The organism is Pirellulaceae bacterium (assembly GCA_019636385.1).
GTDB lineage: Bacteria > Planctomycetota > Planctomycetia > Pirellulales > Pirellulaceae > Aureliella.
This window is the reverse complement of the sequence record JAHBXT010000002.1, coordinates 128,261-149,265: the sequence shown is the minus strand read 5'-3', so window position 1 is coordinate 149,265 and position 21,005 is coordinate 128,261. Positions and strand designations below refer to the sequence as shown.

The following is a 21,005-nucleotide window of genomic DNA, read 5'->3' as shown; positions in this document are numbered from 1 at the left end:
ACCTCTGTCGCGCAGAGGATAGGCGACCTGAGGGCCACCGTCTGGCGACGATAGTTGCGGGTACATTCCGAGTGTTCGCTCACCTTACGGCGGTCCTGCACCAGTTTCTACGGTAATGGCCATGACCAGTGGTGCCAAACTACCGCTGCCTGTGACCAAGTCGATTTTCACCACCGACTCTGGCCGCGCTGGTTGAATGGCTAGATAGCGCAACTGCCGACCCGACAAATCAAACGCAAATTCAGACCCAGGAACATCTACCCGACGAACGTAATCCGCAATATGAATACCGTTTAATAGGGGGTGCTCTTCCACCTGACCGTCGGCGTAGGTTAGTCGCACAACCATCGCTACTTCTTCAAATTTACCAAGAGGATGCGCCCATCCGGCAACGCCGCCCAACATGTGAATCGCCTTGACCGATCCACTGCATGGAATCGACACGTTGCGAGGCATGCGCCGCACCATGGAACCAGCCTTACTGTGCAACAATATTGCATTGAGTACTTGGCCATCCCTGGGCACTACTAAATTGAATGGCACGCCGTGAAATGTTTTCGGCGACCAATCGTCGAACAACATTCGCTCTGGACCATCGCTGTGGAGGAACATGCCGCGATCGCTGGCTACGGTTGCTACTTTGCTAATGTCCAATGGAATGAACCGACCACGCTGTGTCAAAAACTCTAATAAATCGCGCAGCTCGTCGGGACGCAATGACTTCTCAAAACCGTCTGGCATCAGCGATTTGGGCGAAGCTATCAGTTGCTCGATGTCCTCACGCAACACCACATTTCTCTTGCCCTCAGCGTCGTACAGTTCAAGCGTGGTACGCGTTTCAGCGGCCAACATACCGGTCAGCACGCGGCCGTCTGTGGTCAGCAGCGTGTATGCTCTGAAGTTGCCTTCAACGCTACGGCTGGGGTCCAATATGTGCATCAGCAACTCTTCTTTGGGATGCACGGCCATGCCGGACAAATCGGGACCAACGGCTACTCCCTGTCCACCGTGTTGATGGCATTTGGAACAATGTTGCTTGAAGATCACTTGGCCATGGATCGGATCACCTTTTTGTTGTGCGACGTATGCCAACTCCTCCAACACTTGCTGCCGATCAAGATTGGGTAGCGCTCCGTCGGATGACAGCAGGCGCTTAGCCTGTGCACGCACTAGTGCATCGGGATGCACAGCCAGCGCTTGCCGCTGGTCGAGAGCCAATTCCATGAGCGCCAATTGCCCCTGTCCAATGCTCTCTAATAGCATAGCGGTCAGCGCAGGCCGGGACATCATCAAGCCGATCGCTTCACGCTTGGCCGATGGGGGCAACCTGGGCAATCGCCTGACAAGCTGCTGGCCCAAATCGGCGGCGCTGCTGTTTCGCAAGGCAGCGATCAATCCGCTGGACAATTCCGGTGTATTGCGCGGACCGATCGCATCCAAAATTTGTCCCACTGCATGGCCACTGTCCGGTACAAGCTGGAGGACTTGACCTGCCGCCTCGATCCGGCTTTGGTCACCCTGCTGCTCGTTTAGCAGAGTCCCCAGCAGTTCGGCGGCTGTCTGCTGACTGTAGTCAGCCAGCCACTGGCTGCCCCAGGCTCGCGCCAACCGCAAAATGACCAAGCGACTGGCGGTAGGAGATCGCTCCAGCAATCTCAACAGGTCTTGCTCCTGCTGGGCAGACAAGCTGAATTGCTTGCTCTCAGGCCAACCATCCGCCATCCCTTCAAAGATCGCGTGGACGATGTCTGGCGGAGCCTGTGCCAGCGATTTTAACAAACCGGACAAATATTCGGTTTCTTCACCGCGAGCTTCATGAGTGGCCACCTTTCGAGCAACCTGGATCAAGGCGGGCGAAACGTCATCTACTGAAGTGACGGCTGTCAAGAACTGAGTGCTTGAATTTGCGGCAGCACTGATTGCGGCTTCGATGAGTAGTCGATCAGTCAGTGCATCCGGTTGTGACAGTGCTTCCATGATCGCCCGTGCCGCTGAATCGCCGGCCGGCAAGTCAGCTAGCGCCAGCAGCGCCGACAATCGAACGTTAAGATTGGGGGCCACGTGCAATCCAACTGCCAGCAGCGCCGACACCGAGACTTGGCTGTGCGGCAGTACCTGAACTGCATTGCCAACAACTGCCGGCGAAGGATGCTCCAGCGCTTTATGCACAGCGGTGATGACCGCCGGTTGAGAATCCTGAATCTGCCCTAAACCATGTAGCACCCACAACGCGTGAATAGCCCCCACATTGAGCCCGATGGCGTCCACGGACTGGTTGTTCAGTAGCCCAACAAGCTGATCGACTACATCCGCCTTACCGCGCTCGACCAACAGCCGCTGAGCATGCAGGCGCACGAGCATTACCGAATGCCGCAGCGCTGCCACTAATTCATTGGCGGTACTGAGTGCGAGATCCACAGGCGGTAATGGCTGGGCAGCTTCATGCACAATTCGGTAGATACGACCATGACGTTTGTCGCGCAGTTGACTTTCGTAGGCGTTTCCCTTGCCGGTTTGGAAGCCTTTGGGGGTTGGATTGTGCTGCACAATATAGTTGTACCAATCCAACACCCAAACGTTGCCGTCGGGGCCAACTTCGGCCATGATGGGAGATGACCACTCGTCATCGCTAGCTAACAGATTAAATGGATTGGTCGATTTGAATCCACTACCATCATGCGATAACACAAAAGCGGCAACCAAGTGCCCGGTCGGTTCGGCGACAAAGGCCACACGGTTCCAATATTGCTGTGGATACTGCCGGGCGGTATACAGCGCGTGACCTGCCGCAGCCGTGTAGCCACCAAAGTGATCAACCTGTCGTACTTTGTCAGTGATTGGCAAAAAACGATTCGAATCGGCGATGGAAGACAAGGTCAGCTCCGGCGCCCAGCCCCGCACACGTTCGTAATAGCGATTGGGAATTGGCATGAACACGCTGGGGCAGCCGTTGGCGGTCGAACCGAAGATGAACCCCTGCTCGCTGATCCCTAACCCCCAGGTGTTATTGTTGGTTGAGCGGATAAATTCGACTTGACTACCATCGGTACGCATGCGGAAGAATCCCATCCGAAACGACTGCTGTGGCTGTCCCAGCGCGACCGGTTGTGAAGCGTTGTAACCCTGCATGGCCCATAAGTGGTTGTCTAAGCCGTATCGAAAATTGCTCACTCCACCATGCGTATCGCCTAGAGCCCAGCCGGTAATCAACGTCTGGCGTAGGTCGGCAACATCGTCGCCATTGGTGTCTTTCAGCAGTAGCGTTTCAGTACCGTTTTGCACGATGACACCACCACGCGAGAACGCAATGCTGGTGGGAATGCTCAGACCTTCAGCGAAAACTGTAAAGCGGTCCGCTCGGCCGTCGCCATCGGTATCGGTGCAAATCCGAATACGATCACGGCCTAGACCGGGCGGCTGCAATTCGTTGGGATAGTCGTACGTCTCTGCAACCCACAAGCGCCCGCGCTCGTCCCAGGCCATGCAGATCGGCTTGCCCTGCAGATCGGGCTCGGCAGCAAACAGCTCCACCCGAAAGCCTTGTGGAGTCACCAAATGTTTGATTGCCTGGTCAGGCGACAGAGGCTCCTGCATCTTCGACAGCGGCTCTCCTTGCGTACCCCACTGCGACGAAGGCAAATAGTTAGGAATTTGACCACCGACATCACGATAGCTGAAAGGCGGCAAGCCGTCGGCCAATTGCGTCATCGCCGGAACATCAAACGGACGCTCAAAGGCTGAAATGTTCGTTGTGCCATCACCGGCGGCTTGATTTCCATCCTGGGCTAGTGCCGTGCTTCGCAACCAACTAGCCAATACGCCAACCACGATGCAAACAACGAATTGGCAGCCAGCAATAGGCCGCTCAGACATGAATCGCCACCGATTTTCAGCGTGGACCATCAACAACACCGACATTCGAGGAATCGAGCAACAGAGTGTTGTCGATTCTAGTCGATGTAGTTGCGTCTGGCGACGGTGGCTACCACTACCGCACAATTACGGATTTGAATGGGCTACCCCATGTTGTTCGCCCATCTGCACCTACAAACTTCAACTCCACGCCACTTTCGTCTGTCAGTGGCTGTAGCGAAAGAAATTTCCAGTCGGGCAACTCATCAAGCTTGTTCGCAAACTGAGTCAGCGACCACACTTCATTCGGCGTTGTGGGCCAGCGCTGGTGCTGTCGCTGATACAGCTTGATGTGAAAAGCACACTGTACAATCTGCCGTTGCACATCCTCTTCGAGCAGCGACCGAGCCAGCGTGGCCATTTCTATGGGCTGGACGTCCATGGCCACATGAAAGGGTACAGCAGACATTCGCGCCACTGAGAGTGCCCTGGCGTTGTGCTCTCGCAGGGTTATTTCGTTAAAGTGCGACGGTCTCAAATTCCAGTCAGCCACCTCCAGGTAACTCCGATAGGCATGCAACATCGACAGTTCACCGCCGAATAGTCGCGACAACAGGTGACTACCGCGTTGGTTAAACCTGTCTAGCGCCTGAATCTTGTGAAGACTGTACGCGCGTTCTCCAACAACTGCGTTCCGCAAACGCTCCATCGAGCCCGTGGTCGTCTCCACCTGCAGCTTGATTTCCGCCAACTGTTGATCAGACCAAATGTCGTAGGCCAAACTACGAGCGACTGCGTCCAATTGTGAACGTCGTATCGCGATATGAATCAACTCGTGCACCACAAGACTATTCCAGTCAAACGCATCGCTGGTCGCCTTCAGCAGATGCAGTGCACGTTCGGCTCTAATTGCATCACGCTTGTGCAGCGCGTACGACAGCTCCAACTGCACAACACGCATTATGGAACGCGCAGCGCTAGCGGTTTCGTAACCGAGAGAGTCTGAACTGATCCCAATCGGCTGCCAAACAGGAGCCGGAAATTGTGCGGCAAGCTCTACTTGTTTCAAGAGTGGTTGGATGTCGTTTAGGAACTCCACCGTTTCCGCCTCGTGTTCCCAATTGGCATCGGATTGCAGGAGGCTCGGCAACTCAGCTTCGCCCAGGAAAGGCACACGCTCGCGTTTGTCGATGCCGATCGCACAGCCTTCACTCATCTGCAACGCCACCGCCCAGGCATCCGTTCCTTCGCGATGTGCTCGCTGCTCATACCAAGTATGCAATGTTACCAGATCGGTCGGCTGGCCTGCATCAGCAAGGCTTTGTAATTCAGAACGCACCTGCCAATCACGGTACCAACCGCCTGCAACGCAAACGCATAGCGTGCTCGCAATCAACAACACACAAGCGATGGCACTCCAAGCCCAGCGCGACCTATGCCACTCTCGGCGTGGCAACTCCTGGGCCAGCCTGTGTGCGCCAGCCACTAGCGATAAGCCAGCATTGAGCCACGATCCGCCCGTCGTGTTGGTCAGTTGATTTGGCATCGAGTTCACCTATTGGTTGTCGGTAGTCTTCAATTGACGTAGTAACTTTGTAGCTTGGCTCTCCCAACCCGCATTCCACTGAATGGCAATACCGCCGCCTGCAGCGCCGGCTAGGAACCTAAACTGCCGAGCATCCTCGACTCGTAGCGAGCGCGTAACCACCAATGGCTGATCATAGCCCTGCAAACGCCGTAAGCGCTGAAGACTCTCCACAGTTCCCGTGCCGCTATCATCCGAACAAATGGTCCATAACTCTGCCAGCATGGGACCAAAATTCTGCCGAGAGGTACGGTAACTGGCGATATTATCAATAGATTCAAGCTCATGCATTCGATCTCCAATTGGATGGTACCAGCTTTTCTTGTACACCAGCCAACTACACGCTACCGCTCGACGTCTGGCCGACCGGCGACTGTCGCGGTCCCCCAATTGTCTGACTAACCGGCTATACAGTTCGTATCCCATCTGCTGCTTGGCCTCCGGCAACAGTGCCTCATGTAATAGAAAAATTTCAACGCTGTCAGCCATGTCCTGCGAATTGAGCATGCTGTTTTGGCGGACTCTCGACGCAATCGTCATCAAAACATCAATCGACTCGCGATATTGCTCTCGGGCGACGGACTGTGGTTGCTCGGAGGCAGCCGCGTTACTGCGGCAAAGCAAGGCCAGTGAGGTCAGGTAGTTATAGACTCCGTAATTAAGAATGCAGGGTTGATCGGATTCTTTAAGCAGCAGCTTGAAGTAGCCAAGGTTACGCTGTCGAGACTCGTCGCTCGACAGACGTGGCGAATCGTCTGCTGGAGTAGCAGTATCCGGACTGGACTTAGTCGCCGGCCCCTCTTTCTTGTCCAAAATCAGTGCAACCATCATCGGCGTAGGTGGCGGAAAAGTTAGAGCCTCAGCGGCTTGCTCTAGCTCGGATTCAATCTTTGGCGACATTCCAGGCTGTGTGACCACCGATATGGTGTATGCTAAGCAGGGAACCATCAGTATCGTCATCAACCCAAGCGCGTTCGCCGTCCAGAAACGCTTTCCAAATCGCCGATCTATCCAATCACCGGCGTTCCACCAAGTGGTGACCAAGGGCACAATCGCCATCAATCCGAGCAGCCAGATTGGAGTCGATAGACCCAGGTATGCGAACGCAAACCACATGAGGCCGACCACGCCAACCAATGGACTCGCGATCGACGTCAGCAATGGAGTGAAGGCGATTTGGCCGAACCATTGCACGCATACGTAAACCATGGCACCGACCATAAACGCCACTAACATGGCTTCGATCGGAAACTGAACGCTCGGTGGCTGGCCTCCCAATTTCGGGTCCCACAGGAATAAGCACACCATGCTGGAAGCCATCGCATAAGAGATCATCGCCGCAGCGATGGCACTGGCTGTCAAGAAACTCGTCGGCAGGAGATGGCGCGTCAGCCAGATCAACGTTGGCGAGACACCTCGATCGGCCATGAATCGAATCCGCTGATACCGAGTGTCACTTACAAACGGCACGGCGGAAAGCCAGCTTGCTGCGCAAATCCAAAAGAGTAGCGTCACGGGTGGTAGATACAGTGCCATACCACTTGGGTGCGAACCGAATGCCCGGTCCAGCTCGCATACGATATGCACGCTCCAGGCGACCAGCATCAGCACGCTGCAGCCAGTCAGCCACAACCAATTTTGGTGGGTGGTTTGCCAAATCAATGCCGTCCAGGGTTGTTCGACAGCCGTATAACGACTCCAGGCACAAGCTTGAGGACGCGCCAACCCCAATTCAGCGACGCGCCATCGTCTGCCAGTAGATGCTGGAGAGAGCGCGCGGTGCCCAGCCACAACCGTAACGTACAAGGAAACCAAGGTGGCCAACAATGTCCATACTGCAATTGTCAGTGAAGCTCGATCCGTGAATTGGTAGCCGGTGACAGGAAGCACGGCCAGAACGGTCGGCACAAAGCACAGCGGCACGACAGCCAGCAGGCTGACCAGCGGCGAGCGAATGGCCCACGATAATCCCATGCCCAGCACCAGCAGATAGACAGAGGTACTGCCCCAGACCAACAAATCGCTACCGTAGATCGTCTCAGCCAACCCAGTCATCGACCGATGTAGCAAGTACAATCCACCGAAGACGATCCAGGCGGCCCCCAATCCGGCCAGACCACACAGAAGTTTCGTCATGATGACGTCGCGCGGCGCTATGGGCAGACTTTGAAGCCAACTGAGCGTATGAGTCTCCTTCTCGTTACCGACCAAGAAGCCTCCGACTCCCAGTGCAAAAATGCTCGGTGAGATCAGCAACAGGTACTCGGCCATCTCGGCCATCGTTTGATAACTTTGACCTCTTACCATCAGGCTGCCGACTGTGACCAATAAGAAAGAAATCGCCGCCATGACGATCAGCATCATGGCCAATGGCCGCAACTGGCTGAACTCTTTCCACCACAATCGCTTAACGGCTATAGACACATTCATCTTTGCTGTCCTATGCAGATACCTAATACTGAAATACGCGACCGAGCACGCCAGTGGTGGGCCGGCGCGGGGCCAGGTCATCCACCTCTAGTTGCACTGGACTGCACTCTGCAAATCTTGGGAATAGAATTCCATTTGCATCACCCCCGCTTGGTTCCACCCTACAAAGCCCACCATCGATTACTATAAAGCTGCGTGTCACTGGGAGCCTTAGGCTACATCGCTGGCTGCACACTGGCCGGCCAACCCTGACCTCATCGCTTCGATCTGGCCATTGCCGCGAATGCAGGCTGCGAATAGCTCTTCCAGCGTCGCGCCGCGCGAATGCACGGACACAACGCCTGTACCACCGCGCAACAGTTCGCCGACCGACTCGGAATAGTTCTGGACTATCAATCGTCGCTGCCGGCCGACTAACGTGTCGCCCAGTACGATCGCTGGATCGCTGATTAGCGGCAAGCTTATCAGCGGATCGTCCAAGCTGACCAACACCTCGTGAACCGACTCGCGCAGGTGATTCAATTCACCCATCGCTCGAAACCGGCCGCGATGCAGGATGGCGACGGTGTCGGCCACGCGCTCGACTTCGGCGATCTGATGGCTCGAAAGCAACACCGTCTTGCCGACCGCCACACGATCGAGCATGCTCTCCAAGAACTCGCGGCGCACTAGCGGGTCCAACCCCGATGTCGGCTCGTCCAAAATCAACAGTTCTGGATCATGCGCCAGCGCTAGGGCGAGTGCTACTTTGGCTCGCTGGCCCTTGCTGAGATACTTGATCTTGCGATCTGCGGGAACCTCGTAGTGCGCAATGGCCGCTCGATAACGCTCGAAGAATCCTTCCGGGTAAAAGGCGGAAGCGAACCAGCCGATCTCAGCCACCACCATCCATTCATACAAAGCGGGAGCATCGGAAACGTAGCCCACGCGGCGACGGATTTCCTGCGCCTGGTGGGTCGGGTCGAGCCCTAAAACCTGACAGCCGCCGGTGCTGGGCATTTGAAAGCCGGTGAGAACACGAATCAACGTTGTTTTGCCCGCACCGTTTTCGCCCAGCAGCGCAAACACCGTTCCAGGTCGAATTTGCAAATCGACCCCCGCCAGTGCCGTGCAACCGGGAAACTGGACTGTCAACTGTTGCAGCGTGATAACCGGTACCGCCTGAGTCATCGCGGCCTTTGCCGAAGCGTTCTCGGCTGGCGGCAGACTAGCCAAGTTTGTTCCAGAACTTGCCATCGAAGCATCTCCTGTGAAAGTCTGATCAAAGTATTGTTCTACGGCTGCATTCATCCTCGCAGCTACGCTCGTCAGAGCGTGGTGATTTATCGAATTGTTTTATGGCGTTGGCTGCATGGGGGTTGTTGTCGACGGTGCGACTGCTGAGACAGTTGTGACCGAACCGGCGAGGGCGCTGAGTTGCTGCTTGACCAGTCGCCCAATTTCGTCGGCGGTTAATCCCGAGTGCAGCGCCTCGACCAGAACTTGCTGCAACCGCAGCGTCACCAACTGGCGTCGCGCCTGGCGACACGATTCGACCGCCGTGGCTCGTACCGCCAGTCCGATGCCGCGCAGTGACTCAAGCACGCCATCGGCTTGCAACTGCTGGAAAGCTCGGTTGATCGTATTGGGGTTGATTGCCAATTGTTGGCTCAGCGTTCGCACACTGGGCAACATCTGCCCCGGCCGAAGCGTTCCCTCGGCGATTGCAAACTTGATCTGACGAACAATCTGCTCGTAGATGGCGACGCCGCTGGTGGGATCAATTGCGAAAAACATGTTCGAAACCTTAAGAAACCAGGTGTTACACATGAATAGTACACTAGACTAGGCAGATGGTCAAGAGCGGTCTGCTGCAGGTTGCGACAAAATAGCGAGCGCACCAACAAGAATCACCGGCCGGAGCGTTCGTTTGGCAAGTAGCTGGTGTGTGCCTCAGCGATCCGGTAACGCCCGCGCTGATTGAGCAGGGCCTTCTAATTAGAGCCAAGCTTAGAATCTGTGGATCAACTTGATTCTGCGTGCAAGCCGAGACGTGAATTGCCTGAATCGGCACGATCTACTTCCACTGCGTGCTAGAATGGGCATCCCGCTGGACGCGACCGCTGCGTTCCTGCCTGGACTAGCCCTGCCGGGTTTGCGTTGTTCATAGTCGCCCACTGATTGGTTATGCACGTGTCGGTATTTTATGATGTTGTGATCGTTGGTTCAGGCGCGTCTGGAAGCGTGATTGCCAACTATCTGACCCAAGCCGGCGCGCGCGTATTGATGCTGGAAGCCGGCGGAGAATTCAGTTGGCGGACCTTTCCGCGCAATGAACTGCTTTCCAATTCCAATCTCTACTGGAACGGCAGCATGGACGCTACCACCAGCGCGAACCTGCTGTTTTTACGCGGCAAAGTTCTGGGGGGTGGAACCGTTGTCAATCAAGCCTTGATGGACCGCTTTGATACGCCGGTTTGGGACGAGTGGCGGCAGAAAAGCGAGATTGATTTCTATAACGACCTGGAAATGAGCCGCCACTATGCGGAGATCGAGTCGCATTTGGCTCTCCACACCTTGACTCGCTCGGAGTGGAATCGCAATGCGGAACTCTACGTCCAAGGCTTTGAAAAGCTCGGGTACCGCTGGGGCGCATTGCGGCGCGGTCAGTCCAACTGCAGACCTGAGAGCAACGACTGCATGGCTTGCCTGGGGGGCTGCCGCAGAGATTCCAAGCAAAGCATGTTGGTTACTTTTTTAAAGAGCGCTCGGCAGCTTGGACTGGAAGTTCTAACTGGGTTCATGGCAGAGCGAATCGTACATCATCGGGATCGCGTCGAAATCTGGGGACGAAGCGGGGGCAGTCAGCAGCGCATCCAAGCGCGGCGCTGTGTGGTGGCCGCCGGGACTTTGGGCACCAATCAATTGATGCTTCGTAGCGGTTTTGGCGCGAGCTTGCCTGCACTGGGACAAGGACTTTATAGCCACCCGCAGTGGATGAACATCGCTTTGTTTGACGAGGTCATCGATGCTCACAAAGGTGCTCTGCAGGCTGTCAAATCGGACGAGCCACGATTTCGAGCCATGGGTTTTAAGCTGGAAAATGTGTTCGTAGGACCCATTGGAATTACGATGCTGATGCCGGCCCACGGTCTAAAACATCAACAGTGGATGGAACGCTACCGACACATGGCCAGTATGGAGGTCTGCATTCGCGATACGTTGCCCGGTACGATACGCGTTAACCGCACAGGCCGGCTGCGGATTGTCAAACCGATCGCAGGCGAGGACCTGAAGCGAGGCTTATCGGGAGTCGAGGTTGTTCGGGAAATCTACCAAGCGGTCGGTGCTCAAGAGTTCATCACCTCTAATTTTAATTTCAGTTTGCATCAAATGGGCGGTTGTGCGATCGGCACCAGTCCTGCAACGGCGGTGGTCAACGAGCGGTTTCAGGTGTTTGGCATGGAGAACTTGACCATTGCCGACGGCTCCATTTTCCCGCTCTCGTCTGGAATCAATCCGGCCCTATCGATCATGGCCCACTCGCATCGGGCCAGCCAAGTTCTGCTGGAGGAGTTCGGAGCTGCAACCGGCGGCCTGCCTAGTCAGGAGGCCAGTTGTGGCTGAACCCTCCACCCAGCAAAATGCTAATCGCGCCTGCCGCTCCAAACACCTGTCGCGTATTCATCTCAGCAGCCTGTCCAGGCTCGGCGACTTGTACATTCCTGGCACGGACCGGCTGCCTAGTTTTTCGCAGTCAGGTTGCCTGCATCATCTGGACATCGTTTTGGATGGTATTCATCCGGACGACTTGAATGCGGTGCGCTGGTTACTGGCTGGACTGTGGCTGACGCCGAAATGGATATTGCGGAAGCTGCTGAGCATGATGGATCAACACGATCAGTATTCCGAGTGGATCGCCACTCCGCTGAGGCTGGTCAGTCTGGCGATTAAGGGGCTGGTGATGAGCCTGTACTATTCGGGGTTAACTATCGACGACTCACACTCCCCAACAGTACTCGACCGAATCGGCTACAGCTTGCACTGTGAACCGGATTCAGCGGACGAGGAGCAGCCCCGTGCGCCCGCTGTTTGATGAGTTTCCAGAACTGATGGGCAAAGTGGCGCATCAACAGATCGCCAGTTTGCCCACACCCGTCCAGCCTTTGCCGATCGGGCGCAACAATTGGGTCAAACGGGATGATATCACACATCCCGTCTACGGAGGTAACAAGATTCGCAAGTTGGAGTTCATCATCGCGGATGCAGTTGCGCGCGGAAAGAGTCGCATCGTTACCTTTGGAGCGATAGGGACCAATCATGGGGTTGCCACGGCCATGGTTTGTCGACAGGTAGGACTAAGGTGCCGCATCTACCTGTTCGATCAACCCCTGACTGACGTTGTGCGTCAAAACCTGCGATTGATGCAAGCGTTTGGAGCCGAGCTGAAGTATTGTGGATCACTGGCTCGCACCGTCTGGGCCTTTTACACCAGTCCCGCGCGGGCCGCGCGTCAAAACTATTTTCTGTTTGCCGGAGGCTCCAGCCCCATTGGAACGCTGGGGTTCATCAACGCCGCTTTTGAGCTGCGGCAACAAATCGCAACCCAGCAACTTCCCCAGCCACGGGCTATTGTGTGTCCGGTCGGGTCGGGAGCCACTCTAGCCGGGCTAACGCTTGGCATGTCGCTGGCAAGGCTACCGATTGAAGTTATTGGTGTTCGCGTGGCACCATCGCACCTTGGGCCATTGCCGGTCTGTACTCGCCAGACCGTCTATGGGCTGATGGTCAGGACACAGGGCCTACTTACAAAGCATGTGCAATTCCCCTCGTCGCCCGTCAAGCCGCCAAATTTGTTGAACGACTACTTCGGATCGGGCTATGGTGCCTCCACAACTGAAGCACGGTCGGCAACCGAAATTTTTGGGAAAAGCGGTATACAACTCGAATCCACCTACACCGCCAAGGCCGCTGCCGCATTCCTATCGATTCAAACTGCCATCGACGGTCCAACCCTATTTTGGAACACCTTTAATTCTCGCAACGTCAGCGAATTTGCTGCCGTAGCCGATTCTCTACAGTTACCAACCGCACTGCGACAGCTTTGACCTATTGATTTCAGTCAAACCGCAGTTGTTGTAGGGTGGCGAAAAGCGGATGGCAATTTAAAAGACATTTGGCCGAAAAGTTCGATTCCGGAGCTACGCAAGTTGGGGTTGACTGATAAACACGGCACCGGGCTGAAACTAACTTGATGAACGCCTCTTTCGTCGCGCTCAGTGACAATCGGTTGCGAAGCTTGATAGTAATGCACCGGCCAGCTTGTCCCAGGCTACATACATCTCTGACATTTTCGGACTACCTCCCTCCCCGCTTTCCGGCTCAAGCTGCAAGGTGCTAGAATCTACGGGTCGAGTGGTTTGCTTGGGACTGGTGTGGCTTTATAGATATTGGAGTGAATTGAGTTATGGACATCGCTGGACGTACGTTTCTGGTGACTGGTGGCGGTTCGGGCCTTGGCGGTGCAACGGCACGAAGGCTGGTTGCGGCCGGTGCCAAGGTGGTGATTGCAGATATCCAGGAGCAGCCTGGACGCAGGCTGGCCGAAGAACTGGGAGCGGCGCAATTTGTGACTACCGACGTGACCGACGAAGCGAGCGTGCGCGTCGCAATCAAAGTGGCCACTGAAACCCTGGGCGATCTGCGTGGCGTGGTGAATTGTGCAGGCATTGCTTCGGCAGTTCGCGTCGTGGGCAAAGAGGGGCCACACAGCCTGGATGTGTTCCAGCGCATTATTGGCGTCAATTTGATCGGCACGTTCAATGTCATTCGCTTGGCTGCCGAGGTACTTTCGACCGCTGTGCCGCTGGAGGGTGGCGAGCGCGGAGTGATCGTCAATACTGCGTCCGTCGCAGCCTACGATGGTCAAATAGGTCAAGCCGCCTATTCGGCGTCCAAAGGCGGTGTGGTGGCCATGACGCTGCCGATCGCCCGAGAACTGGCGCGGTTTGGAATTCGCGTAATGACGATCGTGCCGGGCCTGTTTGATACGCCGCTGATGCAGTCGCTGCCCGAGGAGGCTAAGGCTTCTCTGGGCCAACAAGTTCCGTTCCCGCCCAGATTGGGACATCCCAGCGAATTCGCGGCGCTGGTTCAGCACATCTGCGAAAATCAGATGCTCAACGGCGAGGCCATCCGCTTGGATGGCGCGATTCGTATGGCTCCCAAGTAGCAGCACTGTAGTAGGTTAACGACAAGCTGAAGCCGCCGCCGATCAAGCCGGGATACAAATCCTACAATGCTCCTGGCTTGCCCGGGCGATCATTCCGCTTTCAGCTACGACCTACAAGCCGGATCAAGATTGGCCAACGAAGGAAATCGGCAGCGATCGGACGCCACGAAGCACCAACGAATCGCTCCAATGCAGGGCGGCGTCCTGCAGCTTAAGATTCTGGCAGCGCTGGAGAATTGCTCGGATGGCCAGCTTAGCTTCTAGGCGAGCTAGCGGTGCTCCGATGCAATAGTGAATTCCGTGACCAAAGGCGATATGGCGATTCTCGTTGCGCGTAATATCCAGCTTTTCAGGGTTGGAAAATTGCCGCGGATCTCGATTAGCCGCACCCAGCATGGCGAAAACACGATCACCGGCAGCAATCGTCTGATCATGTAGAGTCACCTCCTCGGTGGCAATGCGCACTACCGCTGCGGCTGGGCCATCGAACCGCAACAACTCTTCGATCGCCAAGGGCAATAATTCGAGCTCACTTCTTAGTCGCTCAAGCTGTGCCGGATGACGTAGCAGCGCCAGCATCCCGTTTCCGATCAGGTTCGTCGTGGTCTCATGCCCGGCAAACACCAACAAGACACACGTAGCCACCAACTCATCGTGACTCAGCAATTCTTCCTGTTCTTGTGCCGCCAGCAGCGCCGACAGCAGATCGTCACCGGGGGCTTGCCGTCGCCGCTGGATGGCCGCACCAAAGTAATCATTCATGGCTGTGATGCTGTCGGTAGCTCGCCGATATTTGTCCGGTGTGTTCACCGACGAACCGACAAACAGAGCTAGCTCATCGGACCAGACTTTGATGCGATCCAGGTCGTCACTTGGCAAACCCAGCATGTGTAAAATCACCGAGGCCGGCAGAGGGTAGGCTAAATCGGCAATCACATCCATTTCTCCGCGATGGGCGACTTGATCCAACAAGTCAACGACAATTCCGTCGATACGAGGCTCTAGGCGCTCGATAGCCTTGACTGTAAACGCTCTGTTGATCAACCCACGGAGGCGGGTGTGCGTTGGAGGATCGTGGAACACTGCCCAGGCAGAAATCGAATCCCGTAGCGTCGCATAAGCGCACTGTTTGGTCATCGGCAATTGCGCAAAGAAGGGTCGCATTCGATCCGCCGAAAAACGTCGATCCGAAATCACCAGTTTGACATCGTCGTAGCGGGTTAGAACCCAGCCGCCCAGCACCGAGCTGAAGTAGACCGGAGCCTGCTCACGCAGCCGCTGAAACACCGGAAATGGATCGGCGATAACCTCGCGATTGCGTGGATCATAGTCGATTTCCATCTGACAATAACCTCGTTTCAGAAAACGGTCAGCCCGTCAGGCGCCTTCCAGCACGAACACAGTGCAAGCGTTGGCGTCGATTTCAAATTCGCCAGCACCCATGGTGAGGGCGGCGGCCAAGCGGGCGCGTGAATGTTGCCTCGCCCCCCCTTCGCCACGCAGCTGCCAGACTAGTTCCGCCAGTTGAGCGATGCCGGTTGCGCCTAGCGGGTGGCCTTTGGCCAGCAGCCCTCCGCTGCCGTTAACTAACGCTGAACTGCCACCGGGCGAAGTAGCACCCGAGGCAACTAGATCGCCACCGCCACCCGGCTCGCACAGTCCCAGTTCTTCCGTATACAGAATCTCGCCGATGGTAAAAGCGTCGTGGCACTCCACCATGTCCAAATCTTCTGGGCCCACACCCGCCTGCTCAAAGGCCATCAGCGCTGCGCGCCGCGCCGCGCTGGTAGGACGGGGACCATCGCGAAACACAGCTTGTCCGGAAGTCAGCGACATCCCTCGTATTCGAACCGGGCGATGATGACATCGAGCTGCATAGCTGGTTGTGCTCAGGACTACCGCAGCCGCTCCATCCGCTTTCGGACAACACTGTAGCAGCGTCAATGGATCAGCGATCATCCGCGATTCCAGCACGTCTTCTAAAGTGACAGGCGACTGAAAATAGGCTCTGGGATTTGCGGCAGCGAGTTTGCGGTTCTTCACCGCGACCGTCGCCAATTGCTCACGGGTCAATCCGAATTCATGCATGTGGCGGCTGGCTTGCAGTGCATACCAACCAGGCAGATTCAGCCCGGTGTCGAAGTACCAGGCATCTTGCGTTGGCAGCGGGCCACAAATGTTCGACAGTATTTCGACGCCTACCGCCAGCGCGACATCACACAAACCAGCTCTCAGCCAAGCACAGGCTTCTACGACAGCGCTCGATCCTGACGCGCAGGCATTTTCGACATTGATAATCGGCCGGCCGGTGAGACCCAGATTTTTTAGCACGCGCTGGCCCAGTCCTGATGGCGCTAAGGCGGCTCCACAGAACGACGCTTGGATGTCTGACGCCCTCACATTGGCGTGTGCTAACGCTTGATACACCGCTTCGGCTGCCAGCAATTCATAACCACGCTGAGCCTGCTTCGTAAACGGGGTCATGCCAACGCCCAGTATCGCCACTTCAGACATCGCACACAAACCCTAGTTGGCTCTGGCTGCTTCCAAATCTGACTGCAGCCCCGATCTCGGCTGGCTGATCAGCAGCTAACCAACCCATGATTCGCGGACCATCGTCCAACAGTATTTCGCAAACGATGCGCTCGCCCACTCGAGTTCGACTTTCGATCCGTCCGCTGAGCGAGAGTTGCACGGTCAATTGTGAAGCTGAGCCACATACGATGCAGCCATGGCTAACAGGAAAGGTAATCGCACAACAGTCAGTGCAACGACTGCCTTGCAGCTGCGGTTGTTCAAAGCGTGAAGTCATGTTCAGCATCACTGTTATCCAGCTCTTGCATTGTCAGGTCTCGAAGTCAGAAGCATGGCGGCCCGGAGCAGGTGGAACCAGTTGAATGCTAACCTCCTGCCTTCGATCGACCATCCGCTGTGTGCAACTATTCTCGCTCGGTCCCCACCTGCTGGTCCGCAGGCTACATCATTGCTTGTAATCCGCCGGAGTGCACTAGCCCCCGGTTTTCACGGCAATCGGAGGCAAGCGCGTTACGCCCCATCAATAAACCCATTTGCGAACGCTCTCGACGTTACTGCCCCATGGTATCACAGCCGCTCGATGATGGTAGCTGTGGATTGGCCATGTCCGATGGTCATTACTTGCAGACCTAGCGTACCCCCGCTGGCTTCCAGACCACCGAGCATTTTTGCCAATATACCGACGCCTGTGGCTCCCAGCGGATGGCCATGCGCAATCGCGCCTCCCCACGGATTCACCTTGGCTAAATCGGCACCGGTCTCGTGAGCCCATGCTAGAACAACGGTCGAAAAGGCTTCGTTGAATTCAATCCAGTCTAGATCGTTGATCTGTAACCCGGCGCGTTTGAGTGCCAACTGGGTAGCAGGCACTACCGCCATCAGCGCCAGCGCAGGATCACTGGCCGCTACAGCGCGAGCCAAGAATCGAGCACGCGGTCGCAAGCCTCGCGCTTCGGCCCACGGGCGGTCAGCAATCAGCGCTGCGGCGGCACCATCGGCAAACTGGCTTGAATTGGCAGCGGTCAACACGCCTTGACCAACCGGACGATAGGCAGGATTCAGGCTGGCAACTTTATTGGGATCAATGGTATCCCGGATGCCTTCATCGCGGGTTAGCGGAACTTGATTGCCTTCGCGATCCAGGCCTGTCAATGGCAGCAATTCGCGGTGCAGCTTTTCGCTGGCGGCCCGCGCGGCTCGTCGCTGGCTCTCCATGCCATACGCATCAGCCTGCTCACGCGATATATTCCACATCGTCGCAATGCGCTCGCCGCTTTCAGCTTGATGTACCAAACTGAATTTTTCGCATGCAGTCGGACTAAGATTCTCCAGGCCACCGATATCGCTGTACAGCGGAACGCGAGTCAGGCTCTCGACCCCCGCTGCGATGCAGCAACTGGCATCGCCCGCTGCCACGCTCTGTGCCGCACTGTGTATCGCCTGCTGGCCAGAGCCACACCAGCGATTGAGCGTCACCGCCGGTACGGAAATCGGCAAACCCGCTTGTAACACCGCCAATCGAGCAACATTCGCGCCTTGCTCGCCGACTTGTGACACGCAGCCAACAACCACGTCCTCGACACAATCTCCAGGCACATTGCAGCGCGCAATCAGCCCCGCCAGCGTCCTGGCAAGGAGATTATCTGGTCGAGTCTCTCGATACACTCCACCAAGACGACCGAAGGGTGTGCGAACAGCATCAATAATTACCGGGTCCGGCATTTTCAGAATCTCACAATGAAATGGCACCTGTCGCGAATCGCCAGTGGATCGGTTGCGCACAATCGCGCAGCTGCAGCCAGCGGTTTTTTGCGAGTATTTCCAAAACAACGCGCTACACAATGTAGTTGCGGCTGCGGATTTGCCGACCGCAAATCCGCCAGTTTGGACGACTAAAATATACCCAAAGAGTGTAGCAAGATACCAAACAGCACGCAGTGCAACGCTGCCGGACGGCGAAATCGAGTACAATCCAATCATGATTTTGAATGACTCATTTGCGAATGACAACCATGCGTTCAACTTCGTTCGTTACCTATTGCGTGATAGCCAGCTGGATATTGAGTGCGGTAGCGAAGGCGGCTGACGAGCCGGCCAGCTCCACCCCTACAATCCATCCCAGCAGGGGGATATCGCTTGCTTTTGTATCACCCAGTCCACATCAGGTGATTCAGCGAAAAGCTTATGTGCCGCAGTTCGCTCACAGTCACCATCCGGGTGGCGCTGCGACTGGTTACGCGGACGTGGAAATTGCTTTAGTTATTTCTGGCGATTCTTCTGGTTCGTCGCTTGCATGGGATACTCTGCAGTATCGCCTGCGGTTGCAGCCCGGCATGTCGGGGCGTCCTAGCGACTGGCAGAACATTCCGTTCACAATCAGCGCAGCGACAACCGAGGGGCCCGCAGAAAATCCAAAGGCAGTATCCGCAGTCGCTAGAATTGGGGCAGGCGGGTGGTATCAATTGGATGTCCGCTGTTTGCACAATGGCCATACGGTAGCCGAAGACAGCGTTCAACCAATCGGAGTTGGTGAACTGTTTCTGATCGCGGGTCAATCGTATGCCACCAATACCAACGATGATATGTTGCAAGTTGCCGACGCTGGCCAGCGTGTATCTGCCTATAACTTTCGAACTGCCGCTTGGCAAATAGCCAATGATCCCCAACCGGCTGCAGACAACAGCGATGGCGGTTCCATTTGGCCATTCTTCGGAGATATGTTGGTATCGTCGCTGCAAGTTCCGGTCGGACTTGCAAATGTGGCCTATTGCGGTACGTCTTCGGCGCAGTGGCAGCCGGCAGGCAGTTTATTTCCGCCGCTGGCTGAAACCGGACGCAATATGAAATCCATACGGGCTGTGCTGTGGCAGCAGGGCGAATCCGACGTTATCGGTCAGGTGTCGGCCGATGACTATATGAAGAACATGGTGACGATTCGCGATGCTGCCAGCCAGACATGGGGCTACAGCGCACCGTGGCTGCTGGCCAAATCCACGCTGCATCCGACAGTCTACGACGATCCTGCGGGTGAAGGTCGCATTCGGCAAGCGGTCGAACGACTGCTTGTGCTGCCGGGATTCTTGCGTGGACCTGATACCGATGTACTGGCCGGCGACAATCGCGGCGGCCCCAATTCACGCCGACATTTTACTGGTAAAGGCCAGCGAAATGCGGCGGCCATGTGGTTCGCGGCGATCATGCCTGTGATCAACGCGCCTCGTCCGGACCATGAAGTTGTCTTGCGCGACCTGCCCGGGCTGCATTTGCTGCACCCCGCCTGGAACTCGGGGGTCGTGCATCGCGAAAGCAGCGTGTTGATACAAGCTGCTGCAGACCAGCCGGCGACTGCGCGATTGGCATTCGAAGCTTCACGGGTACTGCATGTGGCTACCGCAAGTTCCGGCAGGGCGATGGTAGAAGGCAACGACTGGTCGCTCGCTGCAGATCGCCGGACTTTGATGTTCTCTGGCAATCCGCCACTGGATGTGATTTCAGCCGATCAGTTGTTCCCGCCACGCGATGCACCGCACAGCTATCGCCATCGCACCGGAAACTCAGAGCAGAATTTGCTCTATCAGCCCGGCCGCTGGTTTCATGATCGCAATCTGGAGATTACCTACCAACGTGCGGAACAGCCAGCCTCAAACCGCTCGGCTACCGACGCGAACCACTACCAGCCTGAGCTACTCAAACGCACTCTGGCAAGACTGAAATCGGGGCAACCGCTGCACATTGGCATCAGCGGCGACAGCATTTCGACGGGGCTCGATGCATCGTTCGTTACCTTTGCACCGCCGTTCCAAATGGGTTATCCACAGCTAGTGGCCGCTCAGTTGCAGGACAGATTCAACTGTCCGGTAACTCTCACCAATCGTGCCGTCGCCGGATGGAGTATAGCTCACGGCAACCAGGACGCCGAAGCGTTGATTGCCGCTAAGCCGGATCTGATCATTATCGCCTATGGCATGAATGACGTTGGTCGACGCGATCCTGCCTGGTATGCCGAACAAACCAGCCAACTATTGACGACGTTTCAGTCGCGGCTACCAGATGCGGAGGTTATATTGGTGGCTCCGATGTTAGGGAACTCTCAGTGGATTCATACGCCCAGAGAGATGTTTGCCCTGTACCGAGATGCGCTACGAAGCCTGACCGGTCCTGGTGTCGCGCTGGCCGACCTGACAGAAGTCTGGACAGCACTGCTGTGCAATAAACATGACCTGGATCTGACTGGCAACGGACTGAATCATCCGAACGACTTCGGCCATCGCCTGTACGCTCAGGCGATATTGACGTTGTTGGTAGAATCACGATAACAACTACATCTCATAGAAAGTTTGATTGAACACCGTGGACGCAAATGCTCAAGACCGTCCCCATTCGCCAGCAAAA

The 21,005-nt window shown here is 56.1% G+C and carries 14 protein-coding genes; 5 read left to right on the top strand and 9 right to left on the bottom strand.

Annotated features, from left to right (window positions below; translation table 11 throughout):
• Positions 1-84: 84 nt before the first annotated feature.
• From KF752_06380 to KF752_06360, 5 genes are all read right to left on the bottom strand, one after another.
• On the bottom strand, positions 85-3,918 hold the full coding sequence (locus tag KF752_06380; GenBank protein MBX3421167.1) for a c-type cytochrome: 3,834 nt from the start codon (positions 3,916-3,918) through the stop codon (positions 85-87).
• Positions 3,919-3,988: 70 nt separating this feature from the next.
• Complete coding sequence (locus KF752_06375) at positions 3,989-5,398, bottom strand: hypothetical protein (protein MBX3421166.1); 1,410 nt, start codon at positions 5,396-5,398, stop codon at positions 3,989-3,991.
• A gap of 9 nt (positions 5,399-5,407) precedes the next feature.
• Positions 5,408-7,867 (bottom strand): hypothetical protein, encoded by a 2,460-nt coding sequence (locus KF752_06370; GenBank protein ID MBX3421165.1) that lies wholly within the window; start codon positions 7,865-7,867, stop codon positions 5,408-5,410.
• 210 nt (positions 7,868-8,077) lie between these two features.
• Complete coding sequence (locus tag KF752_06365) at positions 8,078-9,037, bottom strand: ABC transporter ATP-binding protein (GenBank protein ID MBX3421164.1); 960 nt, start codon at positions 9,035-9,037, stop codon at positions 8,078-8,080.
• Positions 9,038-9,202: 165 nt separating this feature from the next.
• Positions 9,203-9,643: a GntR family transcriptional regulator gene (locus KF752_06360; GenBank protein ID MBX3421163.1), complete on the bottom strand. Its 441-nt coding sequence runs from the start codon at positions 9,641-9,643 to the stop codon at positions 9,203-9,205.
• A 396-nt stretch (positions 9,644-10,039) separates the two neighbouring features.
• Between KF752_06360 and KF752_06355 the strand changes: the two genes are divergently transcribed.
• From KF752_06355 to KF752_06340, 4 genes are all read left to right on the top strand, one after another.
• Entirely contained in the window at positions 10,040-11,473 is a 1,434-nt protein-coding gene (locus KF752_06355) for a GMC family oxidoreductase (GenBank protein ID MBX3421162.1), read from the top strand.
• Positions 11,466-11,942: a hypothetical protein gene (locus KF752_06350; protein ID MBX3421161.1), complete on the top strand. Its 477-nt coding sequence runs from the start codon at positions 11,466-11,468 to the stop codon at positions 11,940-11,942. Before KF752_06355 ends, KF752_06350 begins: the two co-directional genes overlap by 8 nt.
• Entirely contained in the window at positions 11,926-12,954 is a 1,029-nt protein-coding gene (locus tag KF752_06345; protein MBX3421160.1) for a pyridoxal-phosphate dependent enzyme, read from the top strand. Before KF752_06350 ends, KF752_06345 begins: the two co-directional genes overlap by 17 nt.
• A 359-nt stretch (positions 12,955-13,313) precedes the next feature.
• On the top strand, positions 13,314-14,078 hold the full coding sequence (locus KF752_06340) for a 3-hydroxyacyl-CoA dehydrogenase (GenBank protein MBX3421159.1): 765 nt from the start codon (positions 13,314-13,316) through the stop codon (positions 14,076-14,078).
• A gap of 123 nt (positions 14,079-14,201) precedes the next feature.
• On the opposite strand, the gene KF752_06335 is transcribed toward KF752_06340, so the two are convergent.
• The 4 genes from KF752_06335 to KF752_06320 form a co-directional block, all read right to left on the bottom strand.
• A complete protein-coding gene (locus tag KF752_06335; protein MBX3421158.1) occupies positions 14,202-15,419 on the bottom strand; it encodes a cytochrome P450 in 1,218 nt (405 codons plus the stop codon).
• A 36-nt stretch (positions 15,420-15,455) separates the two neighbouring features.
• Entirely contained in the window at positions 15,456-16,592 is a 1,137-nt protein-coding gene (locus tag KF752_06330; protein ID MBX3421157.1) for a thiolase family protein, read from the bottom strand.
• A complete protein-coding gene (locus KF752_06325) occupies positions 16,585-16,890 on the bottom strand; it encodes a hypothetical protein (protein MBX3421156.1) in 306 nt (101 codons plus the stop codon). Before KF752_06325 ends, KF752_06330 begins: the two co-directional genes overlap by 8 nt.
• A gap of 290 nt (positions 16,891-17,180) precedes the next feature.
• Positions 17,181-18,335 (bottom strand): thiolase family protein, encoded by a 1,155-nt coding sequence (locus KF752_06320; GenBank protein MBX3421155.1) that lies wholly within the window; start codon positions 18,333-18,335, stop codon positions 17,181-17,183.
• A gap of 290 nt (positions 18,336-18,625) precedes the next feature.
• Here KF752_06320 and KF752_06315 point away from each other — a divergent pair, with 290 nt between their 5' ends.
• Positions 18,626-20,929 carry a hypothetical protein gene (locus KF752_06315; protein ID MBX3421154.1) on the top strand — a complete coding sequence of 768 codons (2,304 nt, stop codon included), beginning with the start codon at positions 18,626-18,628 and terminating at the stop codon, positions 20,927-20,929.
• Positions 20,930-21,005 lie beyond the last annotated feature (76 nt).

Coding starts and splice junctions, on each gene's coding strand:
- KF752_06380 (MBX3421167.1), bottom strand. CDS start 3,918: ATGTCGGTGTTGTTGATGGTCCACGCTGAAAATCGGTGGCGATTCATG.
- KF752_06375 (MBX3421166.1), bottom strand. CDS start 5,398: ATGCCAAATCAACTGACCAACACGACGGGCGGATCGTGGCTCAATGCT.
- KF752_06370 (MBX3421165.1), bottom strand. CDS start 7,867: ATGAATGTGTCTATAGCCGTTAAGCGATTGTGGTGGAAAGAGTTCAGC.
- KF752_06365 (MBX3421164.1), bottom strand. CDS start 9,037: ATGACTCAGGCGGTACCGGTTATCACGCTGCAACAGTTGACAGTCCAG.
- KF752_06360 (MBX3421163.1), bottom strand. CDS start 9,643: ATGTTTTTCGCAATTGATCCCACCAGCGGCGTCGCCATCTACGAGCAG.
- KF752_06340 (MBX3421159.1), top strand. CDS start 13,314: ATGGACATCGCTGGACGTACGTTTCTGGTGACTGGTGGCGGTTCGGGC.
- KF752_06335 (MBX3421158.1), bottom strand. CDS start 15,419: ATGGAAATCGACTATGATCCACGCAATCGCGAGGTTATCGCCGATCCA.
- KF752_06330 (MBX3421157.1), bottom strand. CDS start 16,592: ATGTCTGAAGTGGCGATACTGGGCGTTGGCATGACCCCGTTTACGAAG.
- KF752_06325 (MBX3421156.1), bottom strand. CDS start 16,890: ATGACTTCACGCTTTGAACAACCGCAGCTGCAAGGCAGTCGTTGCACT.
- KF752_06320 (MBX3421155.1), bottom strand. CDS start 18,335: ATGCCGGACCCGGTAATTATTGATGCTGTTCGCACACCCTTCGGTCGT.
- KF752_06315 (MBX3421154.1), top strand. CDS start 18,626: ATGCGTTCAACTTCGTTCGTTACCTATTGCGTGATAGCCAGCTGGATA.